Raw genomic sequence first — 17384 nt, forward strand, 5'->3', positions numbered from 1 at the left:
AATGAAGAAAATTAATTTAGTAAATCATAATCCCATAGTAGATATTCAAAACCATATCCTATTTGCTAATAATGGCAATGTGGTGTTATGCTATAGAGTGGATTTACCAGAAATCTATTCCCTTTCGGAAAACGATTTTGAGGATTTGCATGGCGCATGGTTTCAGGGGTTTAAATCCCTGCCAACAGGAACGGTCATTCATAAGCAGGATGTTTATCAAAAGGCCATTTATACAGCAGATAAACTTCCAAACGACAGCTTTTTGGAACAAGCCACACACGAGTATTTTAAAGGACGAGACTATATAAAACACAGCAGTTATCTGTTTTTTGTGTTACCCTATAATAAAGCACTCAATGCCTCAAAATTTACCAATCCGTTTCGGAAAGTAGGAAAAGGCATCCATAGACAAATGGATCATAATGTCCAGGAGTTTATCAAAGCCGTAAATGATGCCGTGTCTTTTATAAGTAATAGTAGAAAAGTGTCCATTGTGCCAATGAAACCTAATGACATTGTCGGCATCCATGATGCCTATTTTAATGGCTTTAACGAAGGCTTTGACACGGACATTGAGCTTAAAAAAAGTGATATTGAAATTGGTGAACACCATTTTGATGTCCTCGCCGTGAACAGTGAGCTATGTTTTGGGGATGTGGTACAGAGCAGTAAAACAAACGATAAATTCACTTCGGATGACTTTGTATTCCATCAGGGCTTTTTGGATGGCTTGGGACTGAACCTCAATGAAAACCATATCATCAACCAAATCATCTATATGGATGATAAGCACAAATGGCGCAAACTACTAGACAAGAAAATTGAGGAACTTAATAAGAGTTCCAATTTTGGCACACAGAACAAGGTCATTTTGAAAAAGATTGAGGACATTGTTGCTAAGATTAATCAGGACGATTCGTCCCGAATTATCAGAGGGCATCTCAACATCATTTTCTGGTGTCCAGAAGCTGGACAGCTAAGTAATATTGCATCGAAGATTAAAACCGAGTTTAAGGAACTCGATATTACGCCATACTATCCAAAAGGAGAAGAACGGAAGCATTACTTTTTAAATAGCTTTTGTGGTTTTGCTTCCAACTTCTCCAATGAGGACGTCTATGTTACCGATTTAAAACATGCACTTTGTTTATATATCAACAACAGCAATTATAAATCGGATGCTACTGGCATCATATTTAATGATAGGCAGCATAACATCCCTGTGCTTAAAGATGTTTGGGATGACAAAAAGAAACGTATTAAGGCACGTAACTTTGCCATTTTCGCACCCACGGGAGAAGGCAAATCCTTTTTAGCAAATAACATTCTGCGTCAATATTTTGAATCCGATGTCCGACTGGTCATTATCGATTTGGGAGGGTCGTATTCAAAATTTGCCAAACTTTATCCAGATGATCATATTATTCTACGATACGAACAAGGCAAGAATTTAGGAATTAATCCTTTTTTTATTTCTGATGTTGAAGATTTAACACCGGAACGTTTAGAAGACCTTGCCGTTTTTCTATTGGAACTTTTGGCAGACGATCAGGTCACCAAGTCTAAAGAAGTAGCTATAAAGAAAGTGCTTAGTTATTATTACGCAGCACCAGCAAGAAACCACTCCTTAGAAAGCCTATATGAATTTATAGATGATAAAAAAGAGTCACTCCTTAAAGAACTAAATATCGATAAAAAAGATTTTGGCGTTTACAACTTCTTGCACATCCTATCTGAATACGTGGATGATGGATTATACAATTTTCTTTTTAGCGTCAGTGAAGATCAAACCTATAAAATAGAAGACAAACGCCTGATTGTTTTTGAACTCGATGAAGTCAAGGACAATAAAGAAATTCTGTCTGTGATGCTTAAACTCATCAAATCGGCCATTCAGCGCACCATTTGGCGCAACAAAGCTGAAAAGGGAATTATCCTTTTTGATGAGTTTGCTAAACAGCTCAAGTTTGATAATGTTCTGGAGAGCGTGGAATTCTATTATCAGGCCATTAGAAAACAAAATGGAGCGATAGGGATTATTCTGCAATCCATAAATCAATTACCAAACAATTCTACATCAGCCAGTATTCTGGAAAACACCCAAGTGATTTACAGTCTCCGGAATGAAAAAGGTTATGAAGAACTTCAAAAAAGATTGAACCTGTCAAGCCATGACTTAAACCAATTAAAGTCCATCCGAAACAACCTGTCTGGTGCACGAAAGTATACCGAGATGTTTATCAAAATCGGTAAGGAAAGCAACATCTTTCGATTGGAAGTCCCCAAAGAAGTTTATGCCGCCTACCTCACAGACGGCACCGAAAACGACCTCATAATGCGGATTTATGATAAAACAAATAGCATGGAAGAAGCTATTAACGAATTCATTAAGCAACAGTTATAGGCTACTTTAATAATTACAATGAGAAATATTATTAACACTTAAAATTATATAACATGAAAAACAAGATCAAAATTTTAATGCTAACAATGGCTCTAGCCATTTTATTGCCTGGCAGTGCTACCGCCCAGGGGATGCCTGTTTATGATAACACCAATTTTATCAGTTTGGCTAAATCCCTTATTGAATCTGCGAAGCAAACCTCAGAGCTTCTAAAGACTGTAAAGTTTCTAAAAGAACAAAAAGAGCGTATTGAAGAAGTTAGTAATGTCATCAAACAGCTGAAAGCAGTGCGGGAACTCACCCGAAATAATCAACACCTCTTTGACTTGGTGCGTGATGATCTGAGAGCCATTTTAAATTCCCCTTATATCAAAGTAGAGGAAGTGAATCGCATATCGGAATCTTTTAACGCCATTATTGAACAGGCTTTGGAAGATGCGAACTTCATTGGTGAAATCCTGTCCAGTGATCATCTGAAGATGACTGATGCCGAACGTGCTGTCATTCTCAAGGAAAAAGAACTCCAATCTAAAGAAATGGTCATTGAAATTGAACAGAAAGCAAGACGTTACCGTGAGATCATTTCCTTTAGAAGAATGCAGGCCGTTATCAACGGCAGGAAGGCAAAATATTAAATAATGTCTGTAATAACTTTAAGCATTGGCTTGGAATATGTGGACACCGTTTTTCAAACCATAAAAAACAGTGATTTTTCACAGTACACCATTACGGGCATGAAAACCTTGGCATTGTTGTTTTTTCTGGTCAATATCCTAAAAAAGTATAATGAAGGTGTCGCTAATAATGAGGGCTATACTTGGGGACTGACCCCTACGGAGCTGGCTAAAAATTTTGCTGTCGTTATTTTGGTTATTTTCTCAACACAGGTATTGGGTGTTTTTGACACGATTTTAGTGGCTATTGAAAACCAATACCGAGATACGGCACCCGCACTCCTCCCGCTTCAGATGCAGGATATTGATATCGAACAGGATGTGGGTGCTTGGGATGCCGCCAAAAAAGCCATGGCATTGCTTTATGAAGCCTTGGTAACGCCACTCTACGGATTAAAGATCATTGCCTTTATCATAGGTTTGTTTCTTTGGCTCTTGGATTTGTTTATTTACCCCTTGTTTCTAGCTGAACGCTATTTCCTGTTGGGGATTATGCAAGCCTTCTTTCCATTGGTCATCAGTTTGGCTGTTTTTGAGAAGTTCAGAACATTGGCCTATAACTTCTTTAAGCTCTATGCAGGGGTGTATATGTTAGTACCTGCCTTCTTTTTGGTCAATGTCTTTGTAAATAATCTGTATACCGAAGTGAATACCAATTTTTGGTCCGATCTGTTTGGAACGGATTGGGGGAGTGAGTTTTTTGCACCTGCCATTCAACTAGGTTCTATTGGGTTTATTGTGCTTCTCAAATTTAAACTGTACCGTCGTGCCACCTCATTCGTATTCAAACTCTTCTCAGGTGCCTAAGGCACATTTATTTAAAAATAATAATAATACCATCTATGACACCTAAAACACCTTATAAAAATATTTACAACGTTTTAAAACTCAATCGTTTTATTGTTTTGACCGTTGTTATTGGAGCGGTGGCCACTTGTATTATTTCTGTGCTGCTTGTTATAAAACTACATCAAGAAACAATCAATACGGCCTTTGTTGTTAATACCAATGGGAGTGTGATTCCCTTAAAACTAGTGTCCCAACAGGAAAATCTAGAGGTGGAAGCTTTGGCACATTTGGAGCTGTTCCATACCTATTTCTATCATATTGATGCCAGTAATTATGAAAAGCATTTAAAAAAAGCGTTGTGGCTTGGGAACAGTTCAGTAGATGCGCTGTATAGACAGAAAAAAGCTGATGGTGTATATAACCGTTTGCTTCAGTATTCACTGGTACAAAAAGTGTTGAGTATTGAATCTAAGTTAAACATTCAAAACGAGCCTTATGGGTTCGAAACCATAACCGTTTTTGAAATCAACCGGGGGTCGATAGTAGATACCTATGAACTCATCACTACCGGAAACCTGATTCATGTAGACCGAAACTTTCCTAACAATACACACGGATTGCTTATCACCAATTTTTTTGAAAACACCTTACGAAAGTTGGACAATTACGAACCTCAATAATTATTAAAAATCAAGAATATGAAACTAGAAAAAAATAAAATCGTTTTTGCAGTAGTCATCTTAGGCATAATTACTTTTATGGCCATTTACGCTATCACTGCTTTTGGAAATGATGAATCTCCAACTATCGAAAACAATCAAATACCTGTCCCTAAATTGGAAGATGGACAAAAGGAATATGACTCCAAACTAGATGCACTGAATGACCTGAAGGAAGTTCGGCAGACCAATGCACCGAGTATTTATGACGAACGCTTATTGGATTCCACAGGGGTCTATGATCCTGATCTTTTGGAAAAGGAAAAAATGCGTATAGTGGATAGTATTTACCAAAATGGACGTATCAACTATTCCGATTCTCAGCGGTATCTAGACTATCCTTTGGTAACACCTGATACCAATGAAAAATCGATAACTTCTAAAATAGATTCTGTGATTCCGGAAACAAAGCCGTTGATAGTGATGAAGGAACTAGGCTTGGAACATCAGTTATTCTTTAGTTCAACCCCCATTAAAAATAAAGATGAAGACACCAAAACGGATGCCCTTATTTATGTCTCCGTTAATGGAAATCAGATAGTCAAAACCTTTAGTCGTTTGGAACTACGGCTTGTTAAACCAGCCATTATTAATGGAAATACTTTGCCAAGAAACACCAATCTTTATGGGTTTATCAGTTTTAAACCCAACAGGACTTTGATCCATATTACCAATATTAACCATCAAGAAGTTAGTCTAAAAGCCTTTGATCTGCAAGATGGCAATGAAGGGATTTATGTAGAAAACAGTTTTCAAGCTGAAGCTTCCCAAGAGGTTTTAGGGGATGTGGTAGACGATGTTAACATCGCTGGAGTACCACAGGTTAGTGGTGTCAAGAGAATATTTCAACGGAACAACCGAAATGTGAAGGTCACCATTACGGATAATTACAAATTAATTCTAAAAAGCCAATAATTGGCCATAATTTAAAAAAACTCAAAAATGAAAAATCAACTTTTAGTATATAGTCTTTTATGCGTTTCTACATTTATAAACGCACAAAACATCATGGTCTTGGACACCATTTATGCCAATAACCATAAAAATGTAGCCCTCTTTTTTCCTCAACCCATTCGTCAGGGTATTACTGGTGCTGAAAATTTCGTTTTCACTTATAATAGAGAAAAGGAACAGTATTTTGGATTGTTGCAAGCTGCTCCAGGAACGGAAAGCAATTTATTGACCATCACCCGTGATGGTCGAGTATATGCCTATATCTTGAAATATGCAGATCGACTCCCAAAGCTAAATTATTTTATTCCTGAAGCAAAAAGTATCGGGAATGAAAAGCCGGAGATTAAAATTAAAAATATCACAAAGGAAATTATTGATCCATATCGTGATAGAACCGCGTATTTTGAACGTTTTAGTGCCTATATTTTGAAGACAAAATTAGAGCCATTGGCTACTAAACGAAAAAAAGGCATAAGAATACAACTGCAAAAAGTGATGTATCAAGCCAATGAAGTATATCTGGTCATAGAGATTAAAAACAAATCCGGGATTGATTTTGAAGTGGATTATTTGAATGTCTATAGAACCAATGGGAACAATAAGCGAAAAGCCTCTTTTCAAAAGTTGCAACAACAAGTTATTCATAAGTACAAGATACCACATGCTATCAAAAATGGAGAAAGGAGACGTTTTGTATATGTGCTTCCTAAAATGGTACTGGGCAATGATGAAAAGCTACTCTTGGAATTACAGGAGTTAAATGGGAGTAGAGCAGTAAGTCTAAAAGCTAAAAATTTATGACGCTATCCAAAGCATCATCAGCATCTTTATGCATAAAGTTAGCTTGATAGTTAATAGTAGTGGTAATTGAGGAATGCCGATATAGCTTTTGAAGCATCTTAATAGGGATTTTATCCTCAGATATATTACCAAAGCTATGACGAGCAATGTGCATGGTAACTTTCTTATTAATTTTAGCCTTTTCTGCAATCCTTGCTAAATACTTATTTAACATTGTTGTAGCAGCGTTAACTTTTCTAAAGACATCCTTTGATGCTTTCAGATTAACCATTTTCATCTCTGGAAAAATAAAATCATTATCCTCCAGTTTATTAATTGCGTATTGTTCTAAAATAGGAAAAGCTTTCTCAGGAATCTTTAATGACAATAATTTTGAATTTTTATTCATACGATAGTTAAGTCTATTATCAGAAATATCAGACCATCTAATTTTGAGTACATCTGCGACACGTATGCCAGCAAAATAGAAACTGAAAAGCCAAATATTCCTTGCATGAATTTCGTTTTTAGTTAAACCTTTGACACTTTCTAAAGCAATAAGTTCTTCCTTGTTTAATCCAGTTTTTTGACTTTCAGGAAATTTAATTTGAATTCCACCTGAGCCGAATGGATAAAGTTTTCTATCTACAATTCCTAACTTAATAGCTCTATTATATATGGTTCTTATAACAACTAGGTTGTTGACTATAGACCTTTCAGATAAACCTTTTGTTCTTAGATGTGTTTTAAAGTTCCTCAGGAATTGTTCATTAATCTCTTGAAAGGAAAGCTGATTTGATTTTGAAAAATTTAATACATGATTTACTCTCACCTTATCTGCATAATACCGAGCCAATTTTTTATTGGCTTCAAGTTCATCTAAAAAAGCTTTTGCAATTTCAGAAAAGCTTGAAGTCTTTGAGCGTTTGTATAATTTAACCTTAATACGATTTGCTGATAAATCTTGCTTCTCAGCCTGTAAATCAATAAGCATCTTATTCGCTTCAGATAATTTTTTCGTCAGCAGATTATTAAGATTCGCTGCGTTTGGATGTGATTTTCGTATACGAATATTTTTCTCATCCCAATATTCTAATTCTATATAATGACCAATATAATGATAGTTTGATTGTCTGTTTTTCGAAATCCTAATCGCCAAAGGATATAAACCATTTTTATTTGGCTTCTTTCGAAGAACAATTTTTGCATTTGAAGTCATTTTATTAATACTTTAGATATTAAAGATAATCATTTTTGGTACAACATAGGTACAACAAATATTGATTTTGATTGATTTTAAATGATATCATAAAAAAATAAATTACTATTAATCAATTGAATATGAATTTCTTTAGTGTTATTTAAGCTAAATATGATTGGACTTAAAATCCAATGTCCATTAGGACGTACGGGTTCAAGTCCCGTCTTCAGTACAAAGCCTTTGCAAGATTTCTTGTAGAGGCTTTTTTTATTCAGATACAGCATAGGTATAATATTTCGTTGTTTTTTTATCTAAATTTTAATTAGTGGGTTTATAAAACAATCTATGAGTAGAAAAGGAAACTGCTGGGATAATACCGTAGCAGAATCTTTATTTAAAAGCTTAAAGGTCGAATGGGTATATAAACACAATTACTGGCTTAGGTCAGAAGCTGAGTTATTTATATTCCAATGGATAGAAACCTGATATAACAGAAGAAGGAAACACTCTTCTTTAGGGTATACATCTATAGAAGAAATTAAAATAGAAATGTTTAATCAAAAAGTAGCTGGATGACTCTTATTCAATTGTCCGCTTTTTGTTGCAATTGCCAAAATTGTTTTTTTTCATAATGTTGGATTTTTATTAATACTAACGTGTCTATATAATTTAAGTTCTTCGTTTTTAACACAGTTCTTGATTAGTTATATGATTTAAGCACTTATTGATTTATATATAAAGACTTAATTTTTTAGATGCAATTAAAAAAGCATCAAATTAATGTTAGACTATTATATTAAGCTTAAATCAGCGGCTTTGTAATTTTCAATTGCGGGATCTTCTGGATCAAGATCCGTTACAACTGTATCTATTTCTTTTAAACTGCATACGTCGTAATTGAGTATTGAGTTTAGCTTATTCGAAGTAGCTAAATAAACAATGTGTTCTGATGCATTTATCATGGCTTTTTTGATTAGAGAAACTTCATAGCCCTCATCGGTTATTCCTTGTTCAATACTTAAAGCACTAACGCCCATAAAACAAATATTAGCTCTTATATTAGATAAATATTGAATAACATCAATGCCAGTTGTAACCATTGAGTTTCTGTGAATTTTACCTCCAATAAATATAGTTTCTATTAATGGGTGCTCGGTTAATTGCATGGCTATAGGTAGGCTATAGGTATAAATTGTAGCTTTTATGTTTTTAGGGAATAACTTGGCTAGCATTAAATTTGTTGTACCTCCACTCATAATAATAACCGAGCCATCTTCTATTAAAGTAATGGCTTTTTGTGCGATAAGAATTTTACTTTCCCTATTGTAAATGACATCTTCATTATAGTGGTAAAGTTTCTGAATTGTTGAAATAGCACCTCCATGTACTTTGGTTAATAATCCGCGATTATCCAACTGCTTAATATCTCTTCGTATCGTATCTTCAGAAACGTTCAATTTTTCAGATAAAATAATAGAACTAACTTTTCTATTAATACTTACTTCGTCTATTATTTTTTGTTGACGTTCTTTTTTTTTCATATAATTTTTTTTAAAAAAAAATCAAAAATGCAAAATTTTATATAACTATAAGGATTATTTTGCCTGTTTTAATCTTTAAAGCTGCATAGTTTAAAAAAAATAATTAACACATTCCAGAATAATTATTGCAAACTTTTGCTAATGTATAAAATTATGAGTACTTCTAAAATAATATTTTTATTAGACGATTTAATAAGTTTTACTGGACTCTCTATTTATTAATTAACATCAACTAGATGAATAGTGTATGTGTGCTATATAGATATGTGATATGATATGACTGTACTATAGTAAATCTGGTGTTGCTTAAAAGATGTAATAATTATATTCTTAAAGTTTTTCTTGAATTTGTTTTAAGGGATGTGTAAAAGAGTTTGCCTTTTTATTGAGTAGTTATCTAGTATAGCTGTATCTATCAGGAATTCTTTGAATTAAGGCATGTTCTCATTTTTTTTTCTTTTTTTTCTGCTGTTTATTTTATAAAAGATAAAATACAATTTTACGATATATTGCATTAAAAATGAATTTAAATTCTGTTTTTTTGATTAAATATTGCATTTTATTGCAAATAAAATGCAATATTTGATTTTGTTTTTATATTTTTACTGAAACAACTAATACTATAACTTATATGAAAAATTATTATTACCAATTAATCACCTTAATAATGGTGTTTTTTGTGCATAGTTCCTTTGCGCAATCAACGTCTATTTCTGGTGTCGTTACAGAGCGAGGGAGTGGTATTCCTTTAGCAGGTGTCAATGTTGTCATTGAAGGAACGTCAAAAGGAAGTGTTACAAATTTTGATGGAAATTATTCTGTTCAAGCAGACGATGTAAAAGGTAAATCAATTGTGTTTAGCTTTATTGGATATAAGACTGTTTCTGTAGTTTTAACCGGCAAAAGCCAAGTGATAGACATGGTTTTAGAAGAAGATGCAACTAGTCTTGACCAAGTTGTTGTAACAGCTTTAGGGATTAAAAGAGAAGCTAAAGCTTTGGGATACTCCCTGAGTAAAGTTGATGGAGACGAGATATCTCAAATAAAAACTACAAGTGCTGTGAACTCTTTACAAGGTCGAGTAGCTGGGGTAAATATTTCTACCAGTAGTACTGGAGCTTCAGGTTCGAGTAGAGTAATTATTCGTGGTGCAAGTTCGTTAACAGGAAATAATCAACCACTTTATGTAGTTGACGGTATCCCTGTTATAAATAATACAAATGGTTCTGTTGTAGGTCCTACAAATGATGGAACTGGAGATGGTGGCGACGATATATCATCACTTAATCCTGATGATATCGAATCTGTTTCTGTGTTGAAAGGTAGTTCTGCTTCAGCGCTTTACGGTTCATTAGCCTCTAATGGTGTTATTATGATTACTACAAAATCTGGGAAAGGACAAAAGAACTTAGGTATAGAGTACTCAAGTTCTTATACGTTTGATAGGGTAAACACTAGTCTTCAAGATATGCAAACCACATACGGGCAAGGTAATAATGGGTTAAGGCCAGGGTACGAATACGATACAAATAATAATCCGGTAGAAATTTCAAATGTTGAAAATGCTATTGATGATTCTTTTGTAAGTTCATTACAATCTTGGGGTGCTATAATGGATGGTTCGCTGGTATATAATTGGGATGGTAATAAAAGACCGTACAGTTACAAAGGCAATAATTTAGATAGATTTTATGATACGGGCACAACGGCAGTAAACACGTTGGCATTGACAAAAGGAGGCGATGGATACAACTACCGTTTTTCTTTTTCTAATTTAGAAAACAAAGATATTTTCCCAGGATCGACTTTAAACAGAAAATCGTTGTCATTAAATGCATCGGCTGAGATTAATCCCAGATTAACCTCGACAATTAATGCTAAATATGTTATTGAAAAGGTGCACAACCGTATAAATATTGGCGATACTCCAGGAAATGCTAACACTGTAGCTTTTGTATTGCCAAGTAGTTTAGATATTTATGATTTAAAACCAGGATCTAATGTCGAAGGAACAGAACTTTTATTTCAACCAAGTCAATTTATTTCAAACCCTTATTGGGCAGTTAATGATTTTAATAATGATGATAAGAAAAACAGATTAACAGTATCTACCAGTTTACGATATGATATTACAGATTGGTTGTATGCAACTGGTCGCGCAGGTATTGATACCTATGATTTGTCAAGAAGAAATGTAACTCCTTTTGGAACAGCTTACCGTCCAGCAGGTCAATTAGAGCAAAGAAAAGCAACCTATTCATCATTTAATGCCGATTTTATGTTAGGTTTTGATAAAGCCATAACAAGTAAAATATCGACTAATTCTATTATTGGTGCCAACACAAGAGCATCAACTTTTGAACAGTTAAGTGCACTTGGAAGAGGGTTTATTGTTATCGGTTTAGAGGATTTAAATAATACAACCTTGCCAGAACCAACTAATAGTTATTCTAAAACTAAAACGAATTCGCTATACGGTTCTTTTGAATTTGATTACGATAAATTCTTTTACCTCACATTTACAGGAAGAAATGATTGGTTCTCAACCCTGTCTTTTCCTGGTAAACAAACTCCAAATAACGACTTTTACTGGTCTGTAAGTAGTAGTTTATTGTTAAACGAGGCTTTAAATCTGCCAGATGTTTTTACTTATACTAAGTTAAGGGCAAGTTATGCGCAAGTGGCCGGAGGTGCTAGAAATGCCTATGCCTTAAATTTAGACTACGCTATAACAGGGTCATTCCAAGGACAATCATTTGGACAATTAAATGGAAACTCTATACCTAACCCTAATTTGGTTCCATTTCAAAAAACAGAATACGAATTTGGTTTAGATACGAGGTTTTTTAATAATCGTTTAAATCTTGATGTAGCCTATTACCATAACCAAACTACTAATGATATTGTTAGGGCGGCTGCATCGCAATCATCAGGTTTTACATCATCAATCCTAAATATTGGTGAATTGGAAAATAAAGGGGTTGAATTGTTGATTGGTGGTACGCCTATTAAAACCGAGAATTTTTCATGGAATACATCGTTTAACTTAGGTTTTAACGAAAGTAAAATTATTTCTACGGATGATGAAGACACACCTATAAATGTTGATGGCAGCCAAACACGATCAAGAACGGCGATAATTTCCCATATCGTGGGCGAAAACTACGGTGTAATTTTTGGATCGTCTTATAAGAGAGATGTAGACGGAAACATTATGTACGATATTAGTGGTACTATTCCAAGACCTATTCAAGGAGAAAATAAAATATTAGGACAAGGTGTTGCGCCTTATACATTAGGTTTTTCAAATACCTTTAGATACAAAAACGTATCGTTAGGATTTTTAATTGATGCGAAATTTGGTGGAAGCGTGCATTCAGGAACCAATAGAGAACTGATGTTAAGAGGATTGCATAAAAAAACGCTTGAAGGTAGAGAAACAGGTTTGGTTGTTTCAGGAATAGACGATGCTACCGGTCAGCCATTTACAGCAACTGTGGCACCAGAAAATTTAAGAACGTATTATGGGCGTATTGGAGAAGAGAGCTCAGGTATATCAGAGGAGTTTGTTTACAGTACCGACTTCATTAAATTTAGAGAGCTAAGCTTATCGTATAATTTACCAAAAGATATACTGAAAAATATTTTTATTAGTGATTTAAGAGTTTCATTAATTGGTAGAAACCTTTTCTTTATTTCTAAAGAAATAGATAATGTTGATCCAGAAGCCGCATTAAACAACCTGAATTCTCAAGGTATTGAAAGATTCGGAATACCATCAACCAGAAGCTATGGTTTTTCTGTAAATGTTAAATTTTAAAAAGAAAAGAAAAATGAAAAAAATAATTATTTTACTAGCAATAGTTGTAACGTTTGGATCTTGCGATGAAGGCTTTGAGGAGCTTAACGTAAATCCTACAAAACCAACACAGCTCGACCCTTCAACAAAGTTAACCTATATTCAGTTGTATACTGGAGGCAGTAACTACGTTGCTTATTTATTTTGGAACGTCATTCATTTAATGCAGAATGTTCAGCACCTAAACAATACATCTTATATTTCATTTTTATATAAAGAAGGGAATACACATTGGCTGTTTGAAGAGCAATTTAAAACCACGGTTAAAAATATTGTTGATCTAGAGTCTCAATTAGAGGCAAGCATAAGCCCTACCGCAACCACCGATTTGGCCATAGCGAAAGTACAACGGGTTCTTATATTTAGTAGAATTACTGATGCTTACGGAGACATCCCTTATAGCGAAGCTGGTAGAGGCTTTTTGGAAGGCATTCGTTTTCCAAAGTACGATAAGCAAAGTGATATCTATGCCGATATGTTGGCAACGTTAGAAAGTGCTTCCGCTACATTAAGCTCTGGAGGCGATAGCTCTTTTGGGTCTGCCGATTTGTTATTTGCCGGCGATACTGCAAAATGGCGAAAATTCGCTAACTCACTCATGTTGCGTTTAGCTATGCGCATGGTAAACGTCGATGAAGCTGGAGCTCAGGCTTGGGCTACCAAAGCTATTAACGGAGGTGTTATGACAAGCAATGATGATATTGCCTATACCCAATATGAAGACTCTGCTAATGATGGAGGCCCAAATGTTAACCCGCTTACAAAATGTTTTACGTCAAGAGGACCTACCCAAGTGAAAATCTCTAAAACCTTTATGGATTTTATGAAGGATAGAAACGATCCACGAGTATCGGTATTATGCTCAACGGTTGATGGAAACACAGATTTTGCACTACAATTTGGTCAAGATATAAACGATCCAACTAGAGGCACAGCAAATTCGAAACCGAACATTAACATTTTTGGAGGCTCTGGAGTTATTATTTATGATGCACCTTTTTTCTTTCAAACTTATGCAGAAGTTGAGTTAATGTTAGCTGAAGCAGCTGAGCGTTGGGGATTAGCTGGCGGTGATGTTGAAGCGCATTACAACGCTGGTGTAACTGCCGCAATGGATTATTTATCTTTATATGGCAATGGTGTTAATATTACATCTACTCAAATTAATGATTATTTAGCAGCTAATCCATTTGTACCTGCGGATGCCTTAAAAATGATTAATGAGCAATATTGGGTAGCCACCTTTGGAAATGGCTTAGAAACTTTTTCAAATTGGAAAAGATCGGGGTATCCTGTTTTGGTTCCCGCAGATGTTGCGAACCTTGTTTCAGATGGACAAATACCAAGAAGATTACCATATCCAGGTTCTGAAAAATTAAATAACCCAGAAAATGTAGCTGCGGCTATCCAGCAACAAGGTGGCGACTCCCTCTTAACCAGAATGTGGTGGGACGTAAACTAATCGAATAGAATACCTCAAGGTTTTGTCTCGGGGTTTCCGTTGAAATTGTCATTCCCGAGACATCGGGAATCTAAATAACAAATTTCGGTCTTTGACCCTAAGGTCAAAATGAAACGAGCGAAATACCTCTATGGCTATGCCACGAAGATAATTCGTTTCAAGAAATTTTTATTCAAAAAATAAAATGCCTAAAACCTTGGTGTTTATAAAACTTTAGGCCTAATTAGAATAGTTAGTTTTTTATTTGAGTTAGTAATTGAGGTGAGGTAAATTAGGTTATTATTCTCACCTCTTTTTTAAAGGGGAGTATTTAAGCTCAATGGGTTTGTTATGAAAAAAGTTAGAACAGGTCTTGATGTATTGGTAAACAACAAAGACATGCAAAAAACCTTCAACGGAAAAGTGGCATTGCTTTGCCATAATGCTTCTGTTGATGCTAGCTGTGTGCACGCTGCATTTAAATTTAAAGAACTATTTGGGACTAGGTTTGTAAAATTATTTGGACCACAGCATGGTTTTAATACCGATGCTCAAGATAATATGATTGAAACCGATCATTATATACATCCTTATTTCAATATACCTGTGTATTCGTTGTATTCTGAAACACGTATACCCACGGACGATATGCTAAAGGGTATCGATTATTTATTTGTCGATTTGCAAGATGTTGGATGCCGCATGTACACATACATTTACACGCTTACGCTTCTACTGGAAAAATGTAGCAATAAAGAGATTCAAGTTGTTGTGTTAGATCGCCCCAATCCAGTAAACGGAATAGACATTGAAGGCAATATTTTAGATTTAAAGTTTGAGTCTTTTATAGGAAGGCATCCCATACCTGTGCGCCACGGTATGACTATTGGCGAAGTGGCATTAATGCATCAAAAGTTTTGGGTAAAAAAGAAAACCAATCTTAAAATAATAAAAATGCAATACTGGAAGCGTAATATGTATTTTGAAGATACTAATCTGCCATGGTTGTTGCCTTCTCCTAATATCCCGAGAATTGAAACTACATTGACCTTTCCGTCAACCGTTTTGTTTGAAGGTACCAGCTTAAGCGAGGGACGCGGTACCACCCAATCTTTGGAAATAATGGGGCATCCAAAAATCAATTCATTTTCATTTTATAGCAATTATTTATCAAACAGGGTAAAACAGTCTAAACTAAAAGGATTTGAACTTCGGCCTATAACATTTATACCCACTTTTGATAAAAAAGCGAATGAAGTTTGTGGTGGTTTTCAGGTTCATGTTTTAGATAGAACAACTTTTAAACCTTGGCGTGTTGGTCATTTTGTACAACGCGAATTATACCATTATTTAGGCAATGATTTTGAATGGAAAAATCCGCCTTTTGAATATAATTACACGCAAATGCCCATAGACATTATTAACGGAACGGATAAATTACGGTATTGGGTAGAAAATAACGATCCTATGGATATGTTGGATGATTTTGAAAATTTAAAAGAATATAAATTACAGTTCAACGACATAAAAATTTATTAAAAAACAATATAAATGAACGCCACATTAATTCTAATAATTATTGCATCCTACTTTGGAGTGTTAATGTTAATATCGCATTTCGTTTCCAAAAAATCCAGTGACGAATCTTTTTATACGGGCGATAGGGAATCGCCGTGGCAAGTCGTTGCTTTTGGGATGATTGGCGCCGTATTATCGGGTGTTACATTCGTCTCAATTCCCGGTATGGTGGGCACCAATTACTTTTATTATTTGCAATTTGTTTTTGGCAATGTGGTGGGATATGTGTTTATAACCTACATCTTGATTCCTATTTATTACGATTTAAAATTGGTTTCAATATACACCTATTTGGAAACACGATTCGGGATAAGAGCCTATAAAACAGGTTCGTTGTTTTTCTTAATATCACAATCGTTCGGTGCCGCTTTAAGGTTGCTGCTTGCCGCAAAAATTTTACAATACGCGGTATTTGATGCCTTTAATATTCCGTTTTATATAACCGTGTTTTTAATTCTGGTTTTAATATGGGTTTACACTCATAGGTCTGGTATTAAAACTATTGTTTGGACAGATATGCTTCAAACGTTTTTTTTGCTAATGGCCGCCATTGTAACTATTTATGTTACTAAAGATGCTTTAAACTTAAGTTTCTCAGAAACCGTTTCAGCGGTTACAGAACATGAATATTTTAAGGTTTTCAACTGGGATTTCAATTCAGGAAACAACTTTTTTAAACAATTTATTTCAGGGGTTTTAATTGCAATTGCCATGGTTGGTTTAGACCAAAATATGATGCAAAAAACACTAACCTGCAAAAACAAAAAGGAAGCCCAACGTAACATCTTAACATTTAGTCTCATTTTAGCAGTTACTCAATTTTTGTTTTTGGGCTTGGGTGTAATGCTTTACCTGTATGCTGAAAAATTCGGCATTCAGTTGGAAGTTGAAAACGGAAAATTTATAAATACCGATGCTTTATTCCCTATACTTTCATTAAATCATTTCGGTATCATAGCCAGTATCAGTTTTATTTTAGGAATTACCGCTGCTTCTTTTTCAAGTGCAGATTCTGCGTTAACTGCTTTAACAACATCTTTTACCCACGATTTTTTAGACATTCAGCATAAAAATCCAAAAGAGAAAAAACGACTTAAAAACTGCGTATTATTTGGGTTCTCAGTGGTAATATTTACCATTATAATGTTGTTTTCAGAAAGTAAGGGCGATGTTATTTCAACCATTTTTAAGGTTGCCGGTTACACCTATGGACCATTGTTGGGGTTGTATATGTTCGGGATTTTTACCAAAATAAAAATCAAAGATGCCGCAGTGCCATTCATATGCATTTTAATGCCATTGCTAACCTATCTTTTAAACCACTACTTTATTCTTTGGTATAACTTTGATTTTGGATTTATGAACGTTTTTGTAAATGCAGCTTTAACCGTTGTGTGTTTAATGGTAGTAAAAAAGAAAAACAGAAATTAAAAACAGTTGAAAT

The 17384-nt window shown here is 34.6% G+C and carries 12 protein-coding genes and 1 pseudogene; 11 read left to right on the forward strand and 2 right to left on the reverse strand.

Translation table 11 applies throughout. The features are described from left to right. Window position 1 precedes the first annotated feature (1 nt). Genes RG22_RS10680 through RG22_RS10705 form a run of 6 tightly spaced genes read left to right on the forward strand, consistent with a single transcriptional unit; the run spans window position 2 to window position 6341 of the window. Complete coding sequence (locus tag RG22_RS10680) at window positions 2-2404, forward strand: TraG family conjugative transposon ATPase (protein ID WP_034043048.1); 2403 nt, start codon at window positions 2-4, stop codon at window positions 2402-2404. A 53-nt stretch (window positions 2405-2457) separates the two neighbouring features. Then, the gene (locus RG22_RS10685; RefSeq protein WP_034043050.1) at window positions 2458-3039 is read left to right on the forward strand and encodes a hypothetical protein; all 582 of its coding nucleotides are present in this window, start codon (window positions 2458-2460) and stop codon (window positions 3037-3039) included. Window positions 3040-3042: 3 nt separating this feature from the next. After that, window positions 3043-3885, forward strand: a complete 843-nt coding sequence (locus RG22_RS10690; protein ID WP_204244187.1) for a hypothetical protein — start codon at window positions 3043-3045, stop codon at window positions 3883-3885. A gap of 35 nt (window positions 3886-3920) precedes the next feature. Next, a complete protein-coding gene (locus RG22_RS10695; RefSeq protein WP_034043054.1) occupies window positions 3921-4547 on the forward strand; it encodes a conjugal transfer protein TraK in 627 nt (208 codons plus the stop codon). Window positions 4548-4565: 18 nt separating this feature from the next. Further along, window positions 4566-5501, forward strand: a complete 936-nt coding sequence (gene traM, locus RG22_RS10700; RefSeq protein ID WP_034043056.1) for a conjugative transposon protein TraM — start codon at window positions 4566-4568, stop codon at window positions 5499-5501. Between the two features lie 27 nt (window positions 5502-5528). Continuing rightward, window positions 5529-6341 carry a DUF4138 domain-containing protein gene (locus RG22_RS10705; protein ID WP_034043058.1) on the forward strand — a complete coding sequence of 271 codons (813 nt, stop codon included), beginning with the start codon at window positions 5529-5531 and terminating at the stop codon, window positions 6339-6341. Here the strand turns inward: RG22_RS10705 and RG22_RS10710 are convergent. After that, window positions 6328-7539: a site-specific integrase gene (locus RG22_RS10710; RefSeq protein ID WP_034043060.1), complete on the reverse strand. Its 1212-nt coding sequence runs from the start codon at window positions 7537-7539 to the stop codon at window positions 6328-6330. The two genes, RG22_RS10705 and RG22_RS10710, sit on opposite strands and share 14 nt — an antisense overlap. 315 nt (window positions 7540-7854) lie before the next feature. On the opposite strand from RG22_RS10710, the pseudogene RG22_RS17885 reads away from it, so the two are divergent. After that, window positions 7855-8097, forward strand: a pseudogene (locus RG22_RS17885) (integrase core domain-containing protein); the annotation flags it as partial. A gap of 215 nt (window positions 8098-8312) precedes the next feature. Here RG22_RS17885 and RG22_RS10720 read toward each other — a convergent pair. Beyond that, window positions 8313-9062 (reverse strand): DeoR/GlpR family DNA-binding transcription regulator, encoded by a 750-nt coding sequence (locus RG22_RS10720; RefSeq protein WP_034043062.1) that lies wholly within the window; start codon window positions 9060-9062, stop codon window positions 8313-8315. 631 nt (window positions 9063-9693) lie between these two features. Here RG22_RS10720 and RG22_RS10725 point away from each other — a divergent pair. From RG22_RS10725 to RG22_RS10740, 4 genes are all read left to right on the forward strand, one after another. After that, entirely contained in the window at window positions 9694-12882 is a 3189-nt protein-coding gene (locus tag RG22_RS10725) for a SusC/RagA family TonB-linked outer membrane protein (protein ID WP_034043064.1), read from the forward strand. 13 nt (window positions 12883-12895) lie between these two features. Next, complete coding sequence (locus RG22_RS10730; RefSeq protein ID WP_081997798.1) at window positions 12896-14383, forward strand: SusD/RagB family nutrient-binding outer membrane lipoprotein; 1488 nt, start codon at window positions 12896-12898, stop codon at window positions 14381-14383. A 330-nt stretch (window positions 14384-14713) separates the two neighbouring features. Further along, window positions 14714-15901 carry a DUF1343 domain-containing protein gene (locus RG22_RS10735; protein ID WP_034043068.1) on the forward strand — a complete coding sequence of 396 codons (1188 nt, stop codon included), beginning with the start codon at window positions 14714-14716 and terminating at the stop codon, window positions 15899-15901. Between the two features lie 12 nt (window positions 15902-15913). After that, window positions 15914-17371, forward strand: a complete 1458-nt coding sequence (locus RG22_RS10740; protein WP_034043070.1) for a sodium:solute symporter — start codon at window positions 15914-15916, stop codon at window positions 17369-17371. The last annotated feature ends 13 nt before the right edge of the window (window positions 17372-17384 follow it).

Source organism: Wocania ichthyoenteri Th78 (assembly GCF_000789235.1).
GTDB lineage: Bacteria > Bacteroidota > Bacteroidia > Flavobacteriales > Flavobacteriaceae > Wocania_A > Wocania_A ichthyoenteri.

What these genes read in the sequence shown, in the direction of transcription:
- RG22_RS10735 (WP_034043068.1), top strand. Translation starts at nt 14,714, where the DNA reads ATGAAAAAAGTTAGAACAGGTCTTGATGTATTGGTAAACAACAAAGAC.
- RG22_RS10680 (WP_034043048.1), top strand. Translation starts at nt 2, where the DNA reads ATGAAGAAAATTAATTTAGTAAATCATAATCCCATAGTAGATATTCAA.
- RG22_RS10685 (WP_034043050.1), top strand. Translation starts at nt 2,458, where the DNA reads ATGAAAAACAAGATCAAAATTTTAATGCTAACAATGGCTCTAGCCATT.
- RG22_RS10730 (WP_081997798.1), top strand. Translation starts at nt 12,896, where the DNA reads ATGAAAAAAATAATTATTTTACTAGCAATAGTTGTAACGTTTGGATCT.
- RG22_RS10695 (WP_034043054.1), top strand. Translation starts at nt 3,921, where the DNA reads ATGACACCTAAAACACCTTATAAAAATATTTACAACGTTTTAAAACTC.
- RG22_RS10690 (WP_204244187.1), top strand. Translation starts at nt 3,043, where the DNA reads ATGTCTGTAATAACTTTAAGCATTGGCTTGGAATATGTGGACACCGTT.
- RG22_RS10720 (WP_034043062.1), bottom strand. Translation starts at nt 9,062, where the DNA reads ATGAAAAAAAAAGAACGTCAACAAAAAATAATAGACGAAGTAAGTATT.
- RG22_RS10725 (WP_034043064.1), top strand. Translation starts at nt 9,694, where the DNA reads ATGAAAAATTATTATTACCAATTAATCACCTTAATAATGGTGTTTTTT.
- RG22_RS10740 (WP_034043070.1), top strand. Translation starts at nt 15,914, where the DNA reads ATGAACGCCACATTAATTCTAATAATTATTGCATCCTACTTTGGAGTG.
- RG22_RS10710 (WP_034043060.1), bottom strand. Translation starts at nt 7,539, where the DNA reads ATGACTTCAAATGCAAAAATTGTTCTTCGAAAGAAGCCAAATAAAAAT.
- traM (WP_034043056.1), top strand. Translation starts at nt 4,566, where the DNA reads ATGAAACTAGAAAAAAATAAAATCGTTTTTGCAGTAGTCATCTTAGGC.
- RG22_RS10705 (WP_034043058.1), top strand. Translation starts at nt 5,529, where the DNA reads ATGAAAAATCAACTTTTAGTATATAGTCTTTTATGCGTTTCTACATTT.